Origin of the sequence: Hyphobacterium sp., from assembly GCF_965217055.1 — a bacterium.
Classification (GTDB): domain Bacteria; phylum Pseudomonadota; class Alphaproteobacteria; order Caulobacterales; family Maricaulaceae; genus Hyphobacterium.
The window spans coordinates 1,690,634-1,712,670 of sequence record NZ_OZ244227.1 but is presented as its reverse complement, the minus strand read 5'-3'; the positions used below and the strand labels follow the sequence as shown (position 1 = coordinate 1,712,670).

At 61.4% G+C, this 22,037-nt stretch carries 20 protein-coding genes; 8 read left to right on the top strand and 12 right to left on the bottom strand.

Annotated elements, in window-relative coordinates; genetic code table 11:
- Positions 1 to 56 precede the first annotated feature (56 nt).
- The 5 genes from ACOOFN_RS08650 to ACOOFN_RS08630 all read right to left on the bottom strand — a co-directional run bounded on the left by ACOOFN_RS08650 (position 57) and on the right by ACOOFN_RS08630 (position 4,573).
- The gene (locus ACOOFN_RS08650) at positions 57 to 977 is read right to left on the bottom strand and encodes an isopenicillin N synthase family dioxygenase (RefSeq protein WP_420430745.1); all 921 of its coding nucleotides are present in this window, start codon (positions 975 to 977) and stop codon (positions 57 to 59) included.
- On the bottom strand, positions 974 to 1,837 hold the full coding sequence (locus tag ACOOFN_RS08645; protein ID WP_420430744.1) for a ribokinase: 864 nt from the start codon (positions 1,835 to 1,837) through the stop codon (positions 974 to 976). Before ACOOFN_RS08645 ends, ACOOFN_RS08650 begins: the two co-directional genes overlap by 4 nt.
- Entirely contained in the window at positions 1,837 to 2,772 is a 936-nt protein-coding gene (locus ACOOFN_RS08640) for a nucleoside hydrolase (RefSeq protein WP_420430743.1), read from the bottom strand. The genes ACOOFN_RS08645 and ACOOFN_RS08640 overlap by 1 nt, the downstream gene beginning before the upstream one ends.
- A 134-nt stretch (positions 2,773 to 2,906) precedes the next feature.
- On the bottom strand, positions 2,907 to 4,283 hold the full coding sequence (locus tag ACOOFN_RS08635) for a mechanosensitive ion channel family protein (RefSeq protein WP_420430742.1): 1,377 nt from the start codon (positions 4,281 to 4,283) through the stop codon (positions 2,907 to 2,909).
- An 89-nt stretch (positions 4,284 to 4,372) separates the two neighbouring features.
- A complete protein-coding gene (locus tag ACOOFN_RS08630; RefSeq protein ID WP_420430741.1) occupies positions 4,373 to 4,573 on the bottom strand; it encodes a hypothetical protein in 201 nt (66 codons plus the stop codon).
- 145 nt (positions 4,574 to 4,718) lie between these two features.
- On the opposite strand from ACOOFN_RS08630, the gene ACOOFN_RS08625 reads away from it, so the two are divergent.
- From ACOOFN_RS08625 to thrC, 5 genes are all read left to right on the top strand, one after another.
- A complete protein-coding gene (locus ACOOFN_RS08625; RefSeq protein ID WP_420430740.1) occupies positions 4,719 to 5,921 on the top strand; it encodes an NAD(P)/FAD-dependent oxidoreductase in 1,203 nt (400 codons plus the stop codon).
- Positions 5,922 to 6,138: 217 nt separating this feature from the next.
- Entirely contained in the window at positions 6,139 to 6,270 is a 132-nt protein-coding gene (locus ACOOFN_RS08620; protein ID WP_420430739.1) for a hypothetical protein, read from the top strand.
- A 104-nt stretch (positions 6,271 to 6,374) separates the two neighbouring features.
- Positions 6,375 to 8,165 (top strand): homoserine dehydrogenase, encoded by a 1,791-nt coding sequence (locus ACOOFN_RS08615; RefSeq protein ID WP_420430738.1) that lies wholly within the window; start codon positions 6,375 to 6,377, stop codon positions 8,163 to 8,165.
- Between the two features lie 21 nt (positions 8,166 to 8,186).
- Positions 8,187 to 9,134 (top strand): homoserine kinase, encoded by a 948-nt coding sequence (locus tag ACOOFN_RS08610; RefSeq protein ID WP_420430737.1) that lies wholly within the window; start codon positions 8,187 to 8,189, stop codon positions 9,132 to 9,134.
- Positions 9,131 to 10,426: a threonine synthase gene (thrC, locus tag ACOOFN_RS08605; RefSeq protein WP_420430736.1), complete on the top strand. Its 1,296-nt coding sequence runs from the start codon at positions 9,131 to 9,133 to the stop codon at positions 10,424 to 10,426. Before ACOOFN_RS08610 ends, thrC begins: the two co-directional genes overlap by 4 nt.
- Positions 10,427 to 10,473: 47 nt before the next feature.
- Here the strand turns inward: thrC and ACOOFN_RS08600 are convergent, their stop codons facing one another.
- From ACOOFN_RS08600 to ubiM, 5 genes are all read right to left on the bottom strand, one after another.
- A complete protein-coding gene (locus ACOOFN_RS08600; protein WP_420430735.1) occupies positions 10,474 to 11,661 on the bottom strand; it encodes an NnrS family protein in 1,188 nt (395 codons plus the stop codon).
- A 92-nt stretch (positions 11,662 to 11,753) separates the two neighbouring features.
- Positions 11,754 to 12,479, bottom strand: a complete 726-nt coding sequence (locus tag ACOOFN_RS08595; RefSeq protein WP_420430734.1) for an anaerobic ribonucleoside-triphosphate reductase activating protein — start codon at positions 12,477 to 12,479, stop codon at positions 11,754 to 11,756.
- A complete protein-coding gene (locus tag ACOOFN_RS08590) occupies positions 12,448 to 14,331 on the bottom strand; it encodes a ribonucleoside triphosphate reductase (RefSeq protein WP_420430733.1) in 1,884 nt (627 codons plus the stop codon). Before ACOOFN_RS08590 ends, ACOOFN_RS08595 begins: the two co-directional genes overlap by 32 nt.
- Positions 14,332 to 14,464: 133 nt before the next feature.
- Entirely contained in the window at positions 14,465 to 16,222 is a 1,758-nt protein-coding gene (locus ACOOFN_RS08585; protein ID WP_420430732.1) for a pyridoxal phosphate-dependent decarboxylase family protein, read from the bottom strand.
- Positions 16,223 to 16,299: 77 nt separating this feature from the next.
- A complete protein-coding gene (ubiM, locus tag ACOOFN_RS08580) occupies positions 16,300 to 17,475 on the bottom strand; it encodes a 5-demethoxyubiquinol-8 5-hydroxylase UbiM (RefSeq protein ID WP_420430731.1) in 1,176 nt (391 codons plus the stop codon).
- Between the two features lie 112 nt (positions 17,476 to 17,587).
- Between ubiM and hemN the strand changes: the two genes are divergently transcribed.
- The 3 genes from hemN to ACOOFN_RS08565 all read left to right on the top strand — a co-directional run bounded on the left by hemN (position 17,588) and on the right by ACOOFN_RS08565 (position 20,533).
- Positions 17,588 to 18,931, top strand: a complete 1,344-nt coding sequence (gene hemN, locus ACOOFN_RS08575) for an oxygen-independent coproporphyrinogen III oxidase (RefSeq protein ID WP_420430730.1) — start codon at positions 17,588 to 17,590, stop codon at positions 18,929 to 18,931.
- A gap of 284 nt (positions 18,932 to 19,215) precedes the next feature.
- Positions 19,216 to 19,740, top strand: coding sequence for a helix-turn-helix domain-containing protein (locus ACOOFN_RS08570; RefSeq protein WP_420430729.1), 525 nt, complete (start codon positions 19,216 to 19,218; stop codon positions 19,738 to 19,740).
- A gap of 205 nt (positions 19,741 to 19,945) precedes the next feature.
- Entirely contained in the window at positions 19,946 to 20,533 is a 588-nt protein-coding gene (locus ACOOFN_RS08565) for a hypothetical protein (protein WP_420430728.1), read from the top strand.
- Between the two features lie 179 nt (positions 20,534 to 20,712).
- Here the strand turns inward: ACOOFN_RS08565 and ACOOFN_RS08560 are convergent, their stop codons facing one another.
- Positions 20,713 to 20,979, bottom strand: a complete 267-nt coding sequence (locus ACOOFN_RS08560) for a hypothetical protein (protein ID WP_420430727.1) — start codon at positions 20,977 to 20,979, stop codon at positions 20,713 to 20,715.
- Positions 20,980 to 21,159: 180 nt separating this feature from the next.
- Positions 21,160 to 22,026 carry a TylF/MycF/NovP-related O-methyltransferase gene (locus ACOOFN_RS08555; RefSeq protein ID WP_420430726.1) on the bottom strand — a complete coding sequence of 289 codons (867 nt, stop codon included), beginning with the start codon at positions 22,024 to 22,026 and terminating at the stop codon, positions 21,160 to 21,162.
- Positions 22,027 to 22,037: the final 11 nt, after the last annotated feature.

Genomic DNA, 22,037 nt, shown 5'->3' with positions numbered 1-22,037 from the left:
AATGGCTGCGCCGAACCGGCGTCAGCCCTCCGGGGCTCGCGCCAAACCATCAGACGTCACGTGTCCTCGGCCAGTCCGATCTCGACCAGCCGCTGGTGCAAAAAGTCTCCCGTCGAGATGGGCGGCGCCGGATATTCTCCCGGGCGCAGGCAGCTCTTCAGGCTTTCCAGCATGACCTCGGCCCGCGGCTGCACGAAATAGGGCATGGAATAGCGGCTGACATTCGGCCCCTCCGGATTCACCACGCGATGTGTCGTCGCCGGCAGCACGCCGTTTGTGATCCGCGCCATCATGTCCCCGGTATCGACGACCAGATGTTCCGGCGCGTTGTTGACGGGAACCCAACGGCCATCACGCATCAGCACTTCGAGCCCGGCGCCCTGCGCGGCCACCAGGAGGGTCAGCAGATTGATATCCTCATGCGCGGCCGCGCGTACGCTGGACGGATCGGCATTGTCCGGGATCGGCGGGTAGTGGATCAGCCGCAATAAGGAGGTTCCGCCCTCGATCTTGTCTTCGAAGTAATCCTCATCGAGCGACAGACCGAGCGCGACCGCAGACAACAAGGTACGGCCAACCGATTCCAGCGTATCGAACAATTCGCGGAACACCGGCGAAAAGCTGTCCGGACGGTCAGGCCAGATATTGCGGGCCTCGGGCACATCACTTTCGTAGCCGATCTGCCAGAACTCCTTCAGATCCGGCACCGATCGATCCTTGGCATGCTCGCGTCCAAAAGGCGTATAGCCACGCAGGCTGCCGGCGTGTCGCAGCTTTTCTGCCTCGGGCAGGTCGAAGAAGGCTTTGGCACTGGCATAGCTGCGCGCGATCATGTCCGAGTCGACAGCATGGCCCTGCAGCGTAATGAAGCCGCATTTCCGCAGCGCCTCGACCAGTCGCTCGCCGAATGCGTAGCGTTGGGCCGCGCTCTCGGTGAGGAACTCGGTCAGATCGAGATGCGGAATGGCGTTGGTCATTCGCGAACTCCCTGGACAAGACGTTCTAGTTCGCCGCGCGTCGGCAAGGATGGCTGAGCGCCGGCTCGCAGCGTGCTGGCAGCCCCTGCGCGGCAGGCAAAGGCGAGGGCTTCACCGGGTTCGCTGCCTTCCGCCAGGGCGAGCGTAAGTGCCGCAACAAAGCAGTCCCCGGCACCCGTGGTGTCATGTGCATCAACCGGCGGCGGTGCGGCGCGCGCGATCTCCTTGCCGTCGCGGAAAAGCACAGCCCCGCGCGCGCCCAGCGTCAGGGCGGTCAGACCGCCCGCCGCGAACAACCTGTCGAACCCGTAGAACTGGCCCTCGGTTTCATTCACCACGATCAGATTTGTATGCGCCAGGATATCTTCGGGTATGTCCGCGGCGGGGGCCAGATTGAGGCAGGTCAGCCCCGCACAACGATTTAGCGCCTCCGCGAGGACAGGTATTGGCGTTTCCAGCTGACCGATCAGCGCGCCGTCGAGCCGGTCCGGCAGATCTGCCGCGGAAAGTACAGTGTTGGCGCCAGGCGCCACGACGATCTGGTTCTCGCCATTCGCCGCGACCGCGATCAGCGCGACGCCGGTCGGCGCATCGGGTGTGACGCGGCAATGATCCAGCCCGACGTCATCGGCGCGCAGAAGGGAAAGAGCGGCGACGGCGTCATCATCGTCGCCGACACTCGCAATCAGATCGACTTCCGCCCCGAGGCGACGGGCCGCCAGCGCCTGGTTCGCTCCCTTGCCGCCCGGATGCTTCTCGAACGCGCCACCCAGCACGGTTTCGCCCGCCAGCGGCAGCCGGTCACAGCGCACCACAAGGTCGAGATTTACGGAGCCTACGACGATGATTCTTGCGGACATCAAAGACGCTCCATCCGGCCAAGCAGGAGATCAAACAAGGGTTCGGCGTGCAGACCCCTGATCCAGTTGATGGCATCTGTGCTGCCGGTCCTCACCCCGCCGATCGCCGTATGGCCGCGGCGCTCGCCTGCGCTGCAGTCCACGCTCACCGACGTACGCCGCGCCGTGAACAGATCCGGCGCCAGGAGATAACCGATTGTGCAGGGGTCATGCATCGCCGCGCCTTCGGCACCGTATATTTTTCCATAAACGTCATTCACATGGCCAATCATCGCGGTTGCCGCAGCCGGTGCACGATGTTTTGACGCCTGCATCCGCGCCATGCGCGCCGGTGTGCACCGGAATTGCAGCGTCGCATCCAGGCCAATCAGCGTGATCGGCCGGCCGCAACCCAGAACAATCTGTGCGGCATCCGGGTCGGCATAGATGTTGAACTCGGCATGCGGCGTGATGTTGCCGCCTTCGATATCGGCACCTCCCATTATGACCAGTTCGTCGACCGCTTCGGCTATCGCCGGGTCGCATTGCAGCGCGGTTGCGAAATTGGTCATCGGGCCGGTGATCACCATTGTGATCGATCCCGGCGCGGCAGCTCCAAGCGTTTCGCAAAGATAATCGACGGCGTGGAGGCCGGACGGCGGCGCAAGCGAATCCGGCAGAACCGCTTTGCCGAGCCCGCTTTCACCATGGATATGGTCCGCGAATTCCGGCTCTACCTTCAGCGGCCGCGCGCAGCCGGCATGGACCGGCACGTCTTCGCGTCCGGCCAGGGCAAGCACACTGCGCGCATTGCGGAAACAGGTCTCGACGGAAACATTGCCCGCCACAACGCAGACCGCCATGAGATCGAGCTCGTCAGGCGAGCCCAGTGCGGCCATCAGCGCGATGCAATCGTCCACGCCCGGATCGCAATCGATAATGACGGATCGTTTCATGACGGTATCACCCAGTGAAGCACGCCTTTATTTCGCAGCGCCGCCATCGATTAATGACATGAGCCGGACGGCAAGGCGATATGCACTGCAGCACGCACCACATGTCTGGAAGATAGCGTCGCGTTCAGCCGCGTCTATTCGACCGGGTTTGCGGAGCTGAGCAGGTCTTCGCCGTCAGCTTCTGCGCGTTCGTCGGCGACCTTGCGTGCCAGGTGCCGGTCCGGCCTGACATCGTCTGCCGCGGCCTCGTGCACTTCAGACCTTCGCTTCGGCTTTCGCGATGGTGGCGATGCTGTCGGCGCGTCCGGTTGGGATCGGGACGGCGGATCTGCGGGGAACGGCTGATCGAACCGCAAGCGGTAAATCGGCTCGGGCAGCGTAAAGCCTTCCTCCTCGATCACCGTCTTCGCGGCTCGGATCGCGAGGCTGCGGGCTTTGAGATAATCGGTAACTGACTGGTCTATCCAGGCATTGAAACGCACGATGATCGAGGAATCACCGACTTCCACAATGGCGGCATCCGGTTCCGTTTCGGCCAGCACAAAGTCGAGCTTGGCGATTGCACGTAATCCGGTATCCATGGCCGCCACGGGGTCATCTTCTGCGTCCACGCCCAGATCGAACTCGAATCGCCGTTCGGGATTGCGCGAATAATTGAGGATGATCCCCTTGAACACGTCGGCATTGGGAATGCGCAAATGATTGCCGTCAAGGGTCATCAATACGGTCGCGCGTGATGTGAGTCGGACGACGGTGCCTTCGTGTTCATTGATCACGACATGCTCGCTGGCACGGAAAGGCTGGCGTACGCTTAGCAGGATGCTGGCGATATAGTTCTCGATCGTGTCGCGGACGGCAAATCCAAGGGCCAGGCCGATAATTCCCACAGCGCCCGCCAGCGCGCCGAGCACCGCCGTTGCACCCAGCAGACCGAACGCGATCAGAATCGCCAGCGCTATGGAGGCAATGCGCACGCCCTGCGCCATCATGCTGGCAAGAAACGGGCTCGGCGCCAGACGCGACCAGAGGACAGACCAGGACGCCAGCATGAAGCCCAGGAAAATTACCGTCACGAAGGCTGCGAGCGCGATCAGATAAACCGGCCAGGACCGCACGAGCCGGTTCAATACGGCCGCGCTCTCGCCGACGAAGGGCGAAACATTGCTTTCAATGTCGAGCGTGCGCTGCAGCTGGTCCTCGACCGTCACTACACCCGTAACCCGTGAAGCGATGTCGGCAGCGCGCTCAGCTGCTGCCTCGCTGGCCACTTCACCTTCGAGAATGACGACGCCGCGACGGACCGAAACGGAGATCGAGTCCAGCGATGAGATCTCGCTGAAAATACCGGATAACCGCTCGGCGATCGCTTGATCTTCCACATCTGCGGTTTCGCGGGCAATGGGAGATGATAGCTGGCCATCCTGTGCCAGCGTATGCCCTGCCGACACCAACACTGCCGCCAGGACGAAAACTGCCTGAACGCTGATCCGGCACAGTCCGAACAATCCCATGAACGGCAAACGCCGGAGCAAGCCAGAAGTTCCTGCTCCGGTTGCTGGACCCCCTTTTCTCGCCTGAGTCCGATCAGCTGTCCCCCGGCTTAGCGCGCCGCGCTCGCTGGCAATCGGGCCGTCAGCTCGAACCCGTCCGCACCACCCTTGTGTTCCAGTTTGCCACCGAACTGGGAAATTGCGGCTTCCATCAAATGCCCGCCTATCCCGGTCGACGCCGGATCGGACGTCTCGCAGCCTTCCGGCACATTGCTGGAGCAGCAAAAAACAATCTCGTCTGACTCCGACATCAGCCGATATTCAACTTTCACATCGAAATCTTCCTGCCTGCCACAGCTCGCAACCGGTACTTAAAATCTGGCCCCTGCGAGTCGTGGCCGGTTGAATTGCACCCAACCCTTGACGCATGGCTCGCGGGCCTCGACACGGAGGCTTATGTCGACACGCCCGGATATCACCGAGACGTTTGACGCACTGGTCCTGGGAGCGGGTGCGGCGGGCCTGTTCTATGGCGCGCGTGCCGGCGAATCCGGTCACCGGGTGCTGGTCGTTGATCACGCGGCGAAACCGGCGGAGAAAGTGCGTATCTCCGGCGGCGGGCGCTGCAATTTCACCAACATCCACACGAAGCCCGAAAACTTCCTCTCGGCCAATCCGCATTTCGCCAGATCTGCGCTCGCGCGCTACACGCCGCAGGATTTCATCGACCGCCTGGCATGCCACGACATCCGTTGGCACGAAAAAACGCTCGGCCAGCTCTTCTGCGACGGCCGGTCCGGCGCCATCATCGACATGCTGGTCGGCGAGCTCAGGGAAGCGGGAGGCGAATTGCGGCTCGACACGTCAATTGCCGACATCACAAAGACCGCCGATGGTTTCCGCGTCGAGACTTCCGGCAATACCATCGAATGCCGGCGGCTGGTGATCGCCACGGGCGGTCTGTCCATCCCGAAAATGGGCGCCACCGGGCTGGCCTATGACGTGGCGCGCCAGTTCGGACACGCGGTGATCGAACCCCGCCCGGCGCTTGTGCCTTTCGTGTTCGAAGGCCGCGAGAAGACGGATTTCGCCTCGATCTCGGGCCTGGCATGTGCGGTCGAGGCGCGCAATGCACGCGCCGCCTTCGAAGAAGCCCTCCTGTTCACGCATCGCGGCCTTTCAGGCCCGGCGATATTGCAGATATCATCCTACTGGGCGAACGGCGAACCGATCGTGATCGACTTGCTGAGAAGCCAGGATGCAGTCCGCGCCCTGACCGGCTTCAAGGCAGACCATCCAAAGAAATCTCTTGCCAGCGCGCTCGAGATTCTCTTGCCCAACCGCCTGGTCGGACTGCTGATTGCGCGAGGTGAGATCCCGGATATTCCACGCCTTGCCGACATGTCGCACGTCGCGATCCGGGAGGTGGTGGAGAAGCTGTCGGCCTGGACCATCAAGCCCGCCGGCACAGAAGGCTGGCGCACCGCAGAAGTCACGGCGGGCGGTGTCGACACCGATGGGCTGTCCTCGAAAACCATGGAGAGCCGGTCCGTCCCGGGCCTCTTTTTCATCGGCGAATGCGTCGATGTCACGGGTTGGCTGGGCGGGTATAATTTCCAGTGGGCCTGGGCCAGCGCCGCAGCAGCAGCGCAGGCTTGAGCGCGAAAACGGCGCCGGGTCGTGAAAAACCACAATTGCGCAGCAAAATTTTCCTGCCAATGATTTCCGCTACTTACGTCCCTCTAATCGCACGTGCAGCACAGAATTGATGCATCCGCGCAACACCGGCTTTGTTGACGTCAGCGCGATAATGCGACCACGCTTCAACCCTCGCTCGCAATGGTGCGGGCGTCGAGCCTCTTTGAGGGAGATGGTCATGGGCGATTGCCCGGCCTCCATCGCGAAAACTGCCGCGGCCATGATCGATGGCCTGATGGCGCGCACCCTCGGCACCACAACCACGACCACCTCGACCTCCGGTACAGGGGGGCGGGAAGGCGCGGGCTGAGGAAACACCTCGAAATTCAAACCCGACCGACCCGCTCCCGGCCTCCGGAAGCGGGTTTTTTCTTGCGCGAAATCGAAGCCAGAACCGAACCAAGGACCAGACCCATGAGACCCGACCCCGATCAATTCAATTCGCCAAGCGAGGCCGACCGGCTTTGCGTCATCAAATTCGGAGGATCCGTTCTTACGGAACTCGCCGACTATGCCGAGGCCGCTTCGGAAACCTATCGGCATATCCGGTCAGGCGAGAAGGCGATCGTGATTGTCAGCGCGTTGCGCGGGGAGACAGACGCCTTGTACGAGCAAGCCGAGCTCGTCGGCACCGGAGCGTCACCTGCCGCCTGGGCCCGGCTCGTTCGGCTCGGCGAATTTCGTTCGGCTGCGCTGATGGGTCTGGCGCTCGAACGTATCGGGGTGCGGGCAAGCGTGGTGGACCCGTGCGAGATCGGATTGATGGCAGAAGGCGATCCGCTGGACGCAGACCTCTGCAGTCTCGACATCGAACGCCTTCATCAGAAGATCGAGCACGCCGATGCGGTTGTCATACCCGGCTTCACGGCCAGCCACGACAAGGCGGGCGCAGCCGTTCTCGGCCGCGGTGGCACGGACCTGACAGCGGTGATGTTCGCAGCAAAGATCGGCGCGCGGCGCGCACGGCTGATTAAAAATGTCGACGGCGTCTACTCCGGTAATCCTGCGAAGACCCCGGAAGCAGACCGGTTCGACCGGTTGGACTATGCCGCGGCCCTCAACGCCAGCCAGGGACTGATCCAGGACAAGGCGATCCATGCGGCTGAAGCGGCTGGCGTGGAGCTCGAGATTGCGGCGATGGGTGCCGCAGAGGCCAGCCGCATCATGCCCGGCCCCGCAGTTATTGGGGCGTCGCGCGACGGCCGGCGAAAGCGCATCGCCCTTCTCGGCTGCGGCGCTGTCGGATCGGGTGTCCTCGACCATGTCGAGCGGCGCCGCGACCTGTTCGCCCTGAACCCTGTTCTGGTCCGCCATCCGGAGATACGCGCCGGCGACGACCGGGCGTCATTCACGGCTGATGCCGCCGAAGCGCTTTCGGAATCGCCCGAAATCCTGGTGGAAATGATGGGTGGAGCCGACGAACCGGCATCCATGATGGCCGAGGCGCTCGAGGCAGGGATCGACGTGGTCACGGCCAACAAGGCGGCTGTCGCCAAGCATTTCGATAGGCTCCACGCGGCCGCCGGGCGCGGCGGAGCGCGTTTTGCTTACTCCGCAGCCGTCGGTGGCGGCGTACCGATGATCGAGACGGTCAGGCGAATGCGCAAAAACGGTGTTGCCGCTATCGAAGGCGTGATGAATGGCACGGCGAATTTCATCCTGTCGAAACTTGGCGAAGGCGAAGCTTTCGATGACGCGCTGGCAGAAGCGCAGCGACTGGGATTTGCAGAGGCCGACCCGAGTGCCGACGTCGACGGTCATGATGCCGCTGACAAGCTCTCGATCCTGATCCGCGAGGCCTTCAATGTCGCCCTGCCGCCGGATCGAATTGCCAAGATGTCGCTCGCCGAGATCACGCCGGATATGTGCGCGGCTGCCGCCGCAGACGGAATGGTCTACAAGCAGATCGCGCGGGCCCGCCGGGTGTCCGGAGACGCGGTGGACGCCGAAGTGACGATCGAGCCGGTCAGCCTGTCCCATCCTTTTGCAGGGGCACGCAATGAGCAGAACCGGGCGCTCATCACCGACAGTCACGGTCGCGTCCATGCCATCTACGGCAAAGGTGCCGGGCGCTGGCCGACAGCTGCAGCGGTCTTTGCCGACATTATGGACATCCAGCGCGCGAACGCCTGTGATGGGCCAATGTCAGGGGTCCACGCCTCAAATCGGCTCGCTGTAGCATCGGCACCGCTGCAACGGGCCTGACGCGCCAAGAAGGAGTTTGCCTTGAACCAGTCCGCCAGGGCCAGCGCACCGGCCAGCATCGGCAATATCGGCGTCGGCTATGATGTTCTGGGACAGGCTTTCGATGTCGCCCGGGACACGGTCCTGGCACGCAGGGAGCGGGAGCCCGGCGCCCGCCTGGGGCGCGTTACAGGACTTGTCGACCGCCTGCCGTCTGCGCCCGGTGCCAACACTGCGCTCGCAGCGGCTGCGGCTGTCCTCGAGGCGGCGGCTGCGGATTTCGGTGTCCGCATCGACATTGACAAGCAAATCCCGATCAGCGCCGGCATGGGCGGTTCGGCAGCCTCCGCTGTCGCTGCCGCGGCGGCAGTGAATGCTCTGCTGGACAGGCCGTACCAGACGGCAGACCTCCTGGCATTTGCACTCGAAGGAGAAAAAGCCTCCGCCGATCCGCCGCCCTGGGACAATGTCATGGCTGCCCTGCTCGGCGGTCTGGTGATTGCGGCGCGCCTCGAACCAGCGCTGATTGCGCCGATCCCTGCACCGGCCGGAATTTCCGCCGTCCTGTTCCATCCCGAGGCCAGAACCGAAACGGCCGCGGCGCGCAATGTACTGGCCGACCAGGTTCCGATGCAGATCGCCGTCGAGCACGCCCGGCGCATCAGTGCCTTCACGCTGGGCTGTGCTACGGGCAATCACGCGCTGATCAGGGCCGGTCTTGACGACATACTCGTCGAGCCGCAGCGCGCATTCTTGCTGCCGGAACTTCCTGCGGTGAAGGCTGCAGCGCTGAAAGCAGGCGCACTCGGCTGCTCGTTTTCCGGCTCCGGCCCGTCCGTATTTGCCTGGGCAGACGACGACGCTGCAGGCGAGGTCGAAGCGGCAATGGCCAAGGCATTTGAGGCTGCGGGTCGTCCCGCCAGGGCCTATCGCGCAGCGTTGGCCTGTGACGGTGTCCGTCTTGAACCGGTCGCGGAGAAAGTCCGGTGAAATTCCATTCCACACGCAACGGGGCAGCCCCGGCCTCCTTGAGCGCGGCGATCTGCGCGGGTCAGGCATCGGATGGCGGGCTCTTCCTGCCCGAAGCCTATCCTGCGCTTGCAGCAGGCGATGCGAACGATACGGGCAATCTCGCCGCGTTCGCTGCCGCGTTTCTCGCCCCCTTCTTCGAAGGCGACGACTTGGCAGGCGTCCTGCCGGCGATTTGCGCAGAAGCCTTCGATTTTCCGATGCCGGAAATCACCATCGAAGACGGTCTTTCCTCGCTCGAGCTGTTTCACGGTCCGACAGGCGCGTTCAAGGATTTTGGTGCACGCTTTCTCATGGCCTGCCTAGACCGGCTGGGCGATCCGCGTGCCCCATTCACGGTCCTCGCCGCGACTTCCGGCGATACCGGTGGCGCTGTTGGCTGCGCGGCTGAAGGCCGGTCGGCCGTACGTGCAACAATCCTCTACCCGGACGGCAGGGTGTCGCCTTTTCAGGCGCATCAGCTTTCCTGCTGGGAAAAGCCGGTCACGACGCTAAAAGTGGACGCCGATTTCGACGCCTGCCAGAAACTGGTCAAGTCCGCTTTCGCCGATCGCGCGCTGACCAGCCGCCACCGGCTAACCAGCGCCAACTCGATCAATATCGCCAGGCTGCTGCCACAGGCCGCTTATCTCGCCTACGCCGCGCAGCACCATTATGCGAACACCGGCAAGACACCGGGACTAATCATTCCCACAGGCAATCTCGGTCACGGCGCTGCCGCTCTCATTGCGCGGGCCTGCGGCGCGCCGCTCGGACCCGTTATCCTTGCGACCAATGCCAATGCAACCCTGCACGATTGGGCACAGACCGGACACTACGAGCCACGCGCGTCGATCGCGAGCATTGCCAATGCCATGGATGTCGGTGCACCGAGCAATTTCGAGCGTCTCGCGGCCGGCACGCTTGATCTTTCCGGCCTCACTGTCGAACGGGTCGAGGACGGCGCCATTCGGGCCCGTATCAAGAGCGATCACCAGACTTATGGATATACGTGGTGCCCGCATTCGGCCTGTGCGGCAGAAGCCTTCGCCCGGTTGCCGAAAGCTGCGCGGAACGCGCAGCCCTGGTTGATCGCGGCAACGGCGCATCCCTACAAGTTCGCGGACATCGTCGAGCCGGAGATCGGCGAAACCGTTGCGCCGCCCGCGACGCTCGCCGCCGTGCTCGAAAGGCCGGCGCGGGCACTGTCTTGCCGGGCCGAACTCGGAGCGCTGGCCGATTTCCTCGATCAAGGGGCAGATATGCTTGCTTGATTCAAGGCGCCGCGCTTGAGCGAGCTGGTGCTGAATTTGTCGGAAATCTAACCTGCGGCGACAGCCCGCAATTGCCGGCGCGCGCGCCAAAGCATTGGCGCATAGGCCAGTGTGAACACCGCGTAGGCAGCGCTCCACAATACTGCCGAGATGCCTAGAAGCACCGGCTGGTCGGACATCAGGGCGGCCGTGACCCGCAACAGCGCACCGGCATGCACGAGAACGAAGACCAGCGTCGTCGCAATATCGGCAACCCGCGCGCGGCCGGTATGACCGAGGCTGGCTCGGGTCATTACCGCCAGCGTCATGGCGCCGATGACACCGGTGCCGATGGCGTGAAAACCGGCCTCGTAGGAGATAGTACCGGGCCAGAGGATCCCGGCACCGGTAATCGCAAGGGCTAACACGATCCAGACATAGCCGGCATGAAGGGACCACATCAGGGGTTCGACAAGCGTTCGCTGCCATTGCCAGCGCAGGAACCGAACCAGCTGTGCGGTGGCCGCCAGCACCATGAGGACTCCGGTGATCGGCAGCATCGGCAGCACAATCCACGCGCCCAGGGCGATCGCCGTGACGCCCAGCACCGCCTTGTCCAGGCCCTGCATCGGCGGCGCGACCGCCTTTGCAGCCGGGTCGCCGCGTCCGGCCAGCCAGTTGCGCGTGAAGCTCGGAACGATGCGGCCGCCGATCAGCGCGACGAGGAGGAGCGCGACGGCAAACGTTCCCCGGATGGCGGCAATGCTCCATTCCGGGAGGTGAAAGGCAATATGGGCCAACGTGAACAGCGCGATCAGGCCCGCGACCGGCAGATTGCGCCAATTGCGGCCAACAGCGATCTCGCGGACCACGATCACGGTCAGCAAAGGCAGAAATGCGAGATCGATCCAGAGCCCCCAGCTTTGCCCGGCGGCCAGCATCGCCACGCGGCCGGCCAGCCACAGACCAAACAGCACCGCCAGCCCCCTGCCCGCCACTGGCGCTCGGCCCGTCCAGTTGGGGATGGCGGTCAGTGCAAAACCGCAGATGATGGCGGCGAGGAAGCCGAATAGCATCTCGTGGGCATGCCCCATTTCGCCCGCCAAGGGGCCGAGCCATCCAAGGTATTCCGCGACCCACAACGGCACCTGGAAAGCCGCCCATATGGCGCCGCCGAGGAAGAAGGGACGAAAGGCGTTTTGCAGGATGGGCGGGGCGGCGCGGCGTTGCGCACCGCGATCAAGGGGCGGGGTCATGGCGTATCCACATATTGATTATTATCAATTATCAGGCAGCTCTGATCTTGTGGATGAGACGCATTGTCACGTGTGGAGCCGATCACCGCGGATCAGTGCACCCGGCGAACCCGGAAACCGGAAAACCGCGCCGCCAGTTCATCGCGCAGATCCGCATCGTCGAACACAGCGCCGCCGAGCCCGGCCCCGCTGTGGGGGTCGCGGCATTCCTGCAGCACGAAATCGCGGCAGCCGGCCGCTTCGGCGCTATCGGATATGGCGCGGATCTCGTCGACGCCGATCAGTGCCGGCCAGATCGTCACCCGCACTTCGAACGGGATCGACCAGCCGGCCAGCGTCGCGAGGGATGCGTCCGCCCGGGCACCACTGGCATCGAGCCCGGTCATGGCGCCATAGCGGTCGAAAGGAGCTTTGATATCGAAACCGACCCAGTCGAGCAGCCCTGCCAGCCTGGCGAACCGGTCGGGCAATACACCGGACGTGTGCAGCCCCGTACGAAATCCCATGTCCCGGACCTGGCACAGCGCGTCTGCCAGAGCGGCCTGAAGAAGCGGCTCGCCGCCGGAGAACACGACCGCTTCCAGAAGGCCGGTCCGTGCAGCCAGCCGCTGCCGGATATCCGCCCAGCTAATATTGTTTTCAGCTCGCGCCGGAATCAGATCGCGATTATGGCAATACACGCATTGCAGCGGGCACCCCTGGAGGAAGACGACGGCCGCCATCCGGCCGGGGAAGTCCAGCGTGGTGAAGGGCTGGAATCCCCCGATCCGGAGCGCGGCAGCCGTATTACGCGGCGCGGCGGCATGTCGGGTGTTCATGGAAGTGCTGCCGTTCCTCGTGCTCGGATCGCTTGCCCGGATTGAACGCTTCCACCGGCCGGTGATAGCCCATCACGCGGGTCCAGACCTCGCAGGCCTGCCGGTTGTCGGGGTCATAGCGGCCCGCGGCCTTGGCCTCCTCGTCGCAGGTCGGGCAGAAGCGCTGCTCGCCCGCGAGATAGCCATGATGCGGACAGATCGAGAAGGTCGGCGTGATCGTGATGTAGGGCAGATGGAAGCTCTCGAGCGAGCGCCGCACGAGCGCCGCGCAGGTTTCGGCGCTCGACAGCTTTTCGCTCATGTAGAGATGCAGCACGGTTCCGCCAGTATAGCGCGTTTGCAGCGCGGCCTGCCGCTTCAGGGCCTCGAACGGATCGTCGGTGAAACCGACCGGCAACTGGCTCGAATTTGTGTAATAGGGCGATTCTGCGGTGCCGGCCTGGAGTATGCCGGGAAACCGCTTGGCGTCTTCCTTGGCGAACCGGTAGGTCGTGCCCTCCGCAGGCGTTGCCTCGAGATTGTACATGTGGCCGGTAGCTTCCTGGAACTCCAGCATCCGGGCCCGGACATGGTCCAGCGTTCGCAGCGCGAGCGCCTCGCCGAATGCCGTCGTGATGTCGTCGCGATCCCCCGTGAAGTTGCGGATCATCTCGTTGATCCCGTTCACCCCCAGCGTCGAGAAATGATTGCGGAGGATGCCGAGATAGCGCTTCGAATACGGAAACAGGCCTTCATCCATCAATGACTGGATCAGCGCCCGCTTGATCTCGAGACTGTCGCGGCCGAGTTCCAGCAAACGGTCGAGTTCCGCCATCAGGCCGGCCTCGTCGCCGGCAAACCGGTAGCCGAGGCGGGCGCAATTGACCGTCACCACGCCGATCGAACCGGTCTGCTCCGCCGAGCCAAACAGGCCATTGCCGCGCTTCAGCAATTCGCGAAGATCAAGTTGCAGGCGACAGCACATCGACCGGATCTGGTTCGGCTTCAGTTCCGAATTGATGAAGTTCTGGAAATAGGGAAGCCCGTATTTGGCCGTCATGTCGAACAGCAGGCGGGCATTGTCCGACTCCCAGGGGAAATCCTCGGTGATGTTGTAGGTCGGGATCGGGAAGGTGAAGACGCGGCCACGCGCATCGCCGCGCATCATCACCTCAATGAAGGCGCGGTTGATGATGTCCATCTCGGCCTGCAGCTCGCCATAGGTGAAGCCGGCCGCTTCGCCGCCGATGATCGGTGCCTCGTCGCGCAGATCCTCCGGGCAGACCCAGTCGAAGGTCAGATTGGTGAAGGGCGTCTGCGTGCCCCATCGCGAAGGCACATTCAGGTTGAAGACAAACTCCTGCATCGCCTGGAAGACATCCTCGTAGCCCAACCCGTCAATCCTGAGGAAAGGCGCGAGATAGGTGTCGAAGGAGGACAGCGCCTGGGCGCCGGCCCATTCATTTTGCAGCGCCCCGAGGAAGTTGACGATCTGTCCCAGTGCACTCGTGAAGTGCTTCGGCGGCGCCGCCTCGATCTTGCCGGGCACGCCATTGAACCCCTCGACCAGCAGATTGCGTAGCGACCAGCCCGCGCAATAGCCGGCAAGCATGTCGAGGTCGTGGATGTGGATATCCGCTTGCCGGTGGGCGTCGCCAAGCTGCGGCGGGTAGACATGGTCCAGCCAGTAATTGGCCGTCACCTTTCCCGACGTATTCAGGATCAGCCCGCCAAGCGAATAGCCCTGATTGGCATTCGCCTTGATCCGCCAATCCTCACGGCCGACATACTCCTCAATCGTCGATCTGACGTCGATCCGTCCGGCACGAGCCGGTTCGGCCAGACCGGTCTGGCCATTTGCTACCAAGTCCATTGCGCCCTCCCAGACACGATATGTTGTGTTCATTGAAATTCAGAAGGCTATATCTTGTGCCCAATTGACGGACCGGTCATCGCGGCAGCTTGCCGCGCGTCTTCAAGCCGCACGGTCGGCGACTTGACATTTATCAATTTATGTGCGCGATCAGGCGGGCGATAAATCGCGGCATCAGGAACGACCGGACGGATTCATTGCGCCAGAAGGGATTCATGAAAACGCAGCGCAGAAGGACCAGCGACTCGGCATCCGCCTTGCCGCCATATCCGGCCAGATGCGCGTTAATAAGTTCGCCGTAGTTTTCTCGCCCGAGCACGGTCTTCGAGACCGAAAACTCCGGATCGCCCGCAAATCCCTTGAACGCTTCGAGCGTCCGCGCATTCGATTCGCTGAGCGCTTCGCTGTCCCGGGCGAGCGAAAAGCACAATATGTTGCTGTCAGCCGGCTCCAGCAGCCGCGCCATTGGCACGCCGTCGGCCAGGGCGGCCGCGAAATGACGGCGGCTGTCGATCGTGCCGGCCATGATGTCGCCGAACCGGTCCGGCTTGAAGGTCAGCGTCTGCCCGGTCAGCCAGACGGCTGCCGCGCCCGCCCCGCTGCGCGAGCCCTCCAGCGTCATCATCCAGCGGTCATTGGCAGCGGCCCGGTCGATATAGGGCGCAGCGAACAGCGAATTGGCGTAATTCTCGCGATCCCGCACGAGGAAGGCCCCGCACGCATAGGGCACATAGCCCAGCTTGTGCGGATCGAGTGTCACCGAATTGGCCCGCCGGATCGCCCGTAACGCGCTCCGGCGGCCGGCGTCGAGCACGTTCTCTGCTTGACCGCCCAGCATGGAACACAGGAAACCGCCCCAGGCGGCATCGACATGATGCCAGACATCAATCCCGTCCCTTCGCAGGGCATCGAGCCTGTCGCAGACCCTGTCGACCGGATCGATATCGCCCGCCTCGGTCGTGCCGGCGACGGTCACCACGGCCAGCACCGGACGGCCGTCCGCCCTAGCCTGCGCGATCGCCTGTTCAAGCGCAGGCACGCTCAACCGGCCCTTGCTATCCAGTGCGACGGGCCAGAACGCCTCTTCGCCGAGGCCGAACACATTCGCGGCTTTCAGCCAGGAAAAATGCTTGTTGCCGGGCACCAGAAGGACCGGTCCGCGCCACGGTTGCCCGGTCGCGGCGGTAATGCGCTCGGCGGCCGCGAACGGATTGCCGACCACAGCGCTGGCCGCCTTCAGGACATTGTCGTCGAAACCGTACTGCTCGATCAGTTCGCGATAGCGGGTCCAGCCCATATGCCCGGCCGCGAACGCATCCATCTGCGCGCCGCTGGTTTCCGAGATCACTAGAGCGAGCGCCAGGAAATGATCCATCCGGTAGCGCGCCCGCCACACGCTCTCGAAATTGGCGATCGTTCCCCCCGAAGTGAAATGGCCCTGCGCCTCATTAACGTCGAAGCCGATCATTTCGGCCAGCATCGAGATCGCCTCGTCCTCGATCGCGCCACTGACCCGGGCCACATCCCGTGACGTGTTGTTCGGATTGTGCAGAAGCGTTGCGAAATGACCGAGCAGAGCCGGTACCGAGGTTTCCGATACCATGTGCCCGATATAGCGGGGTGTGTATTTGGGGATCTCGCCGGTCATCCGGTCGCATAGCTCGGCGACTTTCTGCCCGAGAATTTCGCGTTCCGCGAGAAAGTCGTGGCGCCGCCGGAGTTCGGGCGGCAACGGCGAGGGATCGTCAGCAAACAGAGCCCGGCGCCAGTCGAACCATTGGTCGATTATCGCCTGGAACTCGGCCCGGACCCACGACCCGTTCTCCGATTTCGGGCCGAGAAAATAGGCGGTCTCGTTCCATAACTCCTTGCCGTACAATGAGGTCTCCATACTTGCTAGCCGCCGGAACCGGCGTGCTTTAACCCGTTACTGCCTCGCCGAGCCGTTAATCCTGGCTCCCGCGCCGATCAGACCGCATGCCGCATCAACAGGCCGGCAATCGCTGCCTTCGCCGGCGCCATCGCGTTTCCGGTGCGCAATATCGCCTTGCGGGCCAGGCGGAAGTGAGGCGCCTCGGTCGTATAGAGCTGGACCAGGCGTTTTGTTGCCTCGAACAGCGGGCGGGTCCGCAGCCTGTGTTCCATCTCGTATGACCGGAGCAGTGCTCTGGATCGAATGTCGGAACCGTTTCTCGCGGCACGCGCGACCCTTTGCGACAAGGCATGGACGCCGGTGACACAGAAATTGTATCCGTGCGCTGTCACGGGGTGCATACCGACCGCCGCATCGCCGACAAGCGCGAACCCGTCGGAAACGAATTGTTCGGCATACACACCGACCAGCGGATAGGCGATCCGCTCGCTGGCCAATTCCATCTTGCCGAACCGTCCGGAAAGCGCGTTTTCGATATCGGCGGCATAATCGTCTGCAGGCTTGTCCAGCCATTGCGTGGCGAGATGCTGCGGCAAGGTCAGAATAATCGACGACATGCCGCCATTCAGCGGCAGAACCGCAAGGGTCAAGCCGTAGAGAAAGCACTCCCAGGCCGTGTCCTGATGGCCAATTCCGTGGGACATCCTGCAGACAATCATTGTCTGTCCGAAATCGTGCATGGACGCGGCAATTCCCACTTGCCGGCGGATGGTGGAGAACCGCGTGTCCGCTGCGACCACCAGTTTGGTGGTGAGCCTCGAACCATCCGAGAGCTTCACGGTTGAACAACGCCGCCCGGGCGACACTTCAGCGGCTGAGTGGCCATCAACGAGCACGACGTTGGGATTTTCCAGGGCGCGCGTGAAGGCAGCTTTGCGAATGACGTGATTGGGCACCAGCCGACCGATCGGTCCGGCAGAGCGTTTCGGCGCGCGGAAGTCCAGCGAGCCCTTGCCCTTGCCGTCGATCACCCTGGCCGCCGAAATGACGGAGACCTCATCGTGCGGGATATGCGGCCAGATACCGTAACCCAGCAGGACATCGACGGTTCTCTGAGAGAGTGCGATTTCCCGTCCGTCAAAAGACGGCGACCGAAGCTTGTTTTCATCCTGCGGCTCGACAACGGCAATTCGCAATCCCGACCCGTGAAGGCCGGAAACAAAGGTACATCCGGCAGGGCCGGCGCCCACGACGACAATATCAAAGTCCATCGGCGATCATCCCGTGCAATTGGCGCAGCCCGTCTGCGGCACCTTGACGCCTTCATAACCGCTCGCGACTTGATAATTGTCAATGCGCATAAGCGCGCACCCCGGAGACCCGATGACCAGCCTGGAAACACACTTGAAATACGCCGTTCAGAACACGCCGCGATACACCAGCTATCCGACCGCACCGCACTTCCAAGAAGGCATCACGGGAAAAGTATATGCTTCCTGGCTGGGTGAACTTGGTCGCAGCGATACCGGCTCGCTCTACGTCCACATCCCCTATTGCCGCGAAATGTGCTGGTATTGCGGTTGTTCGACGCGGGCAACACGGCGCCAGGCCCCCATCGCCGCATATCTTGAAACCCTGATGCGCGAAATAAAACAAACCGCTGCGCTCGCGCCGGAACGGCTTCGTATCGGACACCTGCATTTCGGCGGCGGCACGCCGACCATTCTGTCGGGGGATCAGTTGGCCGCCCTCATGGAGGCGCTGCGCCGACATTTCGACATTGACCCGGAGGCCGAGATTGCCATCGAGATCGATCCGCGGGTCTTCACCCCGGAGCTGGCGTCCAACCTGGTCGGGCTGGGCGTCAACCGCGCCAGTATTGGCGTGCAGACTTTCGATCCGGTCGTCCAGGCCAAGATCAACCGCACACAGTCCTATGATACCGTTGCCCGCTGCACCGAAGCGCTGCGCCACGCAGGCATAAACCGGATCAGCTTCGACATTCTCTACGGCCTGCCAGCGCAGACCCGTGATAGCTGTATCAACACGCTGCGCCAGGCCCTGCAATTACGGCCGGACCGCGTGTCGGTGTTCGGCTACGCCCATGTCCCCCACATGCGCCGCCAGCAGCGACTGATTGACGAGAACGACCTGCCAAAACCGGCCGCGCGCATCGAACAAGCCTTGGCCATTGCGGAGGCTTTGGCGGGCGAAGGCTACGTGCAGATCGGTATCGACCATTATGCGCGCGCCGATGACAACCTGGCCCGGTTGGCCGCGGCAAAAGGCGTCTGCCGGAATTTCCAAGGCTACACGACGGACCAGTCATCCTTCCTGATCGGCCTCGGTGCCTCGGCGATCAGCCGGCTTCCCCGCGGCTATGCCCAGAATACCGCCGACGTACGCGCCTGGTCCCAGGCCATCGAAACCGTCCAGCTGGCGACCTGCCGGGGGATTGAATTGTCGCGCGAAGACCGCGTGCGCGGCGCCGTCATCGAACGCCTGATGTGCGATCTGGAAGCGGATATCGGTGCGATCGCGGCAAGTCAGGGCACCAGCCTCGACCTGCCCGACCTGGCCGATCTGGAAGCCGATGGGCTCGTTCTTTGCAACGGTTCGCGGATCGCCATTCCGGAATCCTGCCGCATGCTCGCGCGGATCGTTGCCGCACGCTTCGATGCACATCTCCAGAACCGCTCCGCTGTACGGCATTCTTCCAGCGTCTGACCCGATCCGCTGTTTTTCGAGGCAGCGACACCTGCACCTCACCGAGCCGGCGAACGCTTCGCTGACGATCAGATACTTTACTGCTCCAAGCATTGGAGCATATTCAGCCAACGCAATACGGCCAAAATGCCGCAGATGCCGTAACTTGCCGCATCATAATTTAATTCCCACGTCTGAATAACCTTTTGCTTAGTCTGGGAATTCTGATTGGCGATTCGACGGACCGGACCCCAACTCTAAATTCATTAGATTTCGCGGAAGGCGCAATCAGCGCAGTGACCCTCATGTATGGAAAATCAATAGGTCAACTTTTGCGAGAGTATCGTACTTTTGCCCGCCTGAAGCAGGATGCAGTCGCGGAGTCTCTGAACGTTAGCCAGGGTTTTGTTTCAAAAATCGAGTCTGATTTGGTGGTCCCGAGCGATGAAATCGCGACTCGAATACACCAGATGATCGCCGATTTTAGCGACAATGAAACCGTGCGCCGGTTTTGTGCAGCGGTTGAGAGTTCACCTCATAAAAACTGCCTGATTGAACTCACGCCGGCGACAAGAATCGTTGCCATGAGCCAATCGTGCCGGGATCTCATTTTGAACCCGGAATCTTGTGAGACAAAACTTTCAGAGCATCGCGGCGAACTGGAGAAGCTGGCCAAAAATTCGTTAGAGAACCCGCGCGAACCATCTTTCGTCCTTCGATGGCAGCTTCAGCGTGACGGGGAAGAAAAGAATCTCAAATCAGTGGTCACGCCGATAAGATTCTGCCCCTTCTGTATTTATCTCTATGTCGGAACGAAAGTCGAAAACTAGTTAGAATTGCCGTTAATATCTAGCGTTGTAACCGACACGCATATAAAGCCGCCATCAAGAATAGGCGCAAGAATTTCATTGAAATATTTGTATTCCCGGCGAGGCGGTCGCCTTCTGTAGATTCGCTAATTAGGCGCGGGCTCTAAGCACGCCGACCTGTTTCTTGGCGAGTCCGCCTTGGGCGATTTTCAGCAAAGGAACCACCATGACCAAGCAGTTCGGCTTTGACGCGAAAGAATTAAATCAAAGCGTCGCTGACGTTAGACATCTAATAGATGATAACCAGTTCGATAGCTGTCTGGCCGCCATAAAATCGCTAACCCTTGAACTGTTGGAGCGGACGGGCTTTTTTTACAGTTCAAAGCTTTTGCAGCTCTTCGATATTATGGGCGACGCCACGACGTTCGACGACGTAATTCATGCCGGAAACAATGCTCCAGCGGAAGAGCTTCAACGGATTGGGTTGGGCCCCAACTACAAAATTGGATCAAGTTTTTCCGGTTGCATAAAGCCGGGAAAAGGCTCGTTGGCGATTGACCAATCGTTTTGCGTTTTCTCGAAGATGCAAAAGCGGTTTCTGTGCAAAATGATCGTGAAACTCGGTGAGCAGCAATCCAACGAACCGAACAGCCGAACCTGCCATATTGAACCCTGCCCAGCCACGGCCTGTCATGATATCTGGGACTATGATGGCAACACGTATCAGCTGGCGGAGATGCCGATATTGCCGCTGAAGTCATGCACGGCCAGACAATGCAAATGCCGGCTAAGAATCTCCCCAGACTTGGGATGAGATAAATACGGCTTCGAAATCAAATAGGGTATGGCTTCCCGGTTCTGGCAATGGCGAAGCCGCATTGTCAGCGTGGAAAGCCAAGGTAGCGGATTGCTGATCCGGAAAGCACCGGATTGGGGTAACAGGAGAAATGTCCGCTGGCCAGCTTGGGGAAGCTTGCTGCAGTATTTCACTCCCTAAAGCGGATAGTCGCGCACGGGGTCGATACCGGCCCCCTCGAGAAACTTGCGAATTGCCCGCACTTCTTCCTTCGGCAGGCTGTGCTGGGCGTGATGAAAATTTGCCGTATGGCCATTCAGAGTGACGGAAAACTTCGCGCCGCTGCGCTCGTTCAATTCCCCGCCAAGATCCGCCAATACATGCTCAACATCGGTCGGCGCCAGATTGGCGGGCTCCGGGTGTGCGAAAATCGCGTGCAGGATTTTGCGGTGCTTGTGGTTCATGCGTGCCTCCTCATGTCCTTCTGGCACGCTATATCAGCCGCACGCGCGCAGCGATGCGGCGAAACGACCGAAACAACGCGTTCGAGGTCGGTCATTCGGCCTTGAACGATCTGTGCGTGGCACTCCTTCGCCCGGCCTACCGGTCGCTTTTCGTATCAAAAAAGCCGCGGTCAGCCAGCTTCACCGGATATAGCCCATGGCATATGTCAGGCCGAAGAATGTATATTCGAATTCGACATTGGCTTCATCGATGTATTCCTTGAACGCCTTGTATTCGTGCTCCTTGAAACCGCGATACCCGATCAGTTCGTCGAAAATGATCCAGGTGCCCGATTTTATGAGCGGCTTCAGCACGTTGAATATTGTCTTGGTCGATGAATACAAATCGCAATCAACCCTTAGCAATGAGATATGCCTGTCCTTGTTTTCCTCGAACCAGCCCGGCAGCGTGTCGTCGAACCATCCTTTGTATAACCTGACATTGTCGGGCATATCCGGCAAAATCCCGTTGATGTTGAAGGCGCCCTTCATCGACCCGGCCCAATCCTCGGGCAGTCCTTCAAACGAATCGAAGCCGTGAATGATGTGGTCGGGAAACGTTCGCGCCAGCGCTTTCGTGCTTGAGCCCTTGTAAACGCCGAGATCGAGAATATGGCCACCGGTACGGATGATCTCGTCCTTGTGTGCCTCCACCATACGGAACTGGTCGCGAGCGAACATGGCATCCGGCAACACGTTTTCGACGAAATCGTGACTTTCGACGGCAGTTCGGTTGTTCATTTCAGTAAGGAACGCCACAAACCGGTGGTTTCCGGTAAAAAACTGCTGCAGTGAATAATTCAGGCTACCGGATGAAAGCTGATCGACGATATCCTTGACATCCAGCCTCGTCATCTTCGACCGCGCTGCGAATACATCGGCAACGGTAGAAACGAATTTCTCGACTTCAGGTCTCAACTCATCTGAATTTAGCGCTTTTAAAATATCGCCAACATTTTTATTTGTAATTTCCACATTCGTCCCCCAGAAATAAATCCAAGCGCGCATCTACGCTAGTC

Excerpts from the sequence above, each read along its gene's own strand:
- ACOOFN_RS08565 (WP_420430728.1), top strand. The coding sequence starts at position 19,946 with ATGACCAAGCAGTTCGGCTTTGACGCGAAAGAATTAAATCAAAGCGTC.
- ACOOFN_RS08585 (WP_420430732.1), bottom strand. The coding sequence starts at position 16,222 with ATGGAGACCTCATTGTACGGCAAGGAGTTATGGAACGAGACCGCCTAT.
- ACOOFN_RS08615 (WP_420430738.1), top strand. The coding sequence starts at position 6,375 with ATGAGACCCGACCCCGATCAATTCAATTCGCCAAGCGAGGCCGACCGG.
- ACOOFN_RS08590 (WP_420430733.1), bottom strand. The coding sequence starts at position 14,331 with ATGGACTTGGTAGCAAATGGCCAGACCGGTCTGGCCGAACCGGCTCGT.
- ACOOFN_RS08600 (WP_420430735.1), bottom strand. The coding sequence starts at position 11,661 with ATGACCCCGCCCCTTGATCGCGGTGCGCAACGCCGCGCCGCCCCGCCC.
- ACOOFN_RS08625 (WP_420430740.1), top strand. The coding sequence starts at position 4,719 with ATGTCGACACGCCCGGATATCACCGAGACGTTTGACGCACTGGTCCTG.
- ACOOFN_RS08650 (WP_420430745.1), bottom strand. The coding sequence starts at position 977 with ATGACCAACGCCATTCCGCATCTCGATCTGACCGAGTTCCTCACCGAG.
- hemN (WP_420430730.1), top strand. The coding sequence starts at position 17,588 with ATGACCAGCCTGGAAACACACTTGAAATACGCCGTTCAGAACACGCCG.
- ACOOFN_RS08645 (WP_420430744.1), bottom strand. The coding sequence starts at position 1,837 with ATGTCCGCAAGAATCATCGTCGTAGGCTCCGTAAATCTCGACCTTGTG.
- ACOOFN_RS08560 (WP_420430727.1), bottom strand. The coding sequence starts at position 20,979 with ATGAACCACAAGCACCGCAAAATCCTGCACGCGATTTTCGCACACCCG.
- ACOOFN_RS08555 (WP_420430726.1), bottom strand. The coding sequence starts at position 22,026 with ATGCGCGCTTGGATTTATTTCTGGGGGACGAATGTGGAAATTACAAAT.
- ACOOFN_RS08640 (WP_420430743.1), bottom strand. The coding sequence starts at position 2,772 with ATGAAACGATCCGTCATTATCGATTGCGATCCGGGCGTGGACGATTGC.
- ACOOFN_RS08630 (WP_420430741.1), bottom strand. The coding sequence starts at position 4,573 with ATGTCGGAGTCAGACGAGATTGTTTTTTGCTGCTCCAGCAATGTGCCG.
- ACOOFN_RS08635 (WP_420430742.1), bottom strand. The coding sequence starts at position 4,283 with ATGGGATTGTTCGGACTGTGCCGGATCAGCGTTCAGGCAGTTTTCGTC.
- ACOOFN_RS08620 (WP_420430739.1), top strand. The coding sequence starts at position 6,139 with ATGGGCGATTGCCCGGCCTCCATCGCGAAAACTGCCGCGGCCATGATC.
- ACOOFN_RS08570 (WP_420430729.1), top strand. The coding sequence starts at position 19,216 with ATGTATGGAAAATCAATAGGTCAACTTTTGCGAGAGTATCGTACTTTT.
- ACOOFN_RS08595 (WP_420430734.1), bottom strand. The coding sequence starts at position 12,479 with ATGAACACCCGACATGCCGCCGCGCCGCGTAATACGGCTGCCGCGCTC.
- ubiM (WP_420430731.1), bottom strand. The coding sequence starts at position 17,475 with ATGGACTTTGATATTGTCGTCGTGGGCGCCGGCCCTGCCGGATGTACC.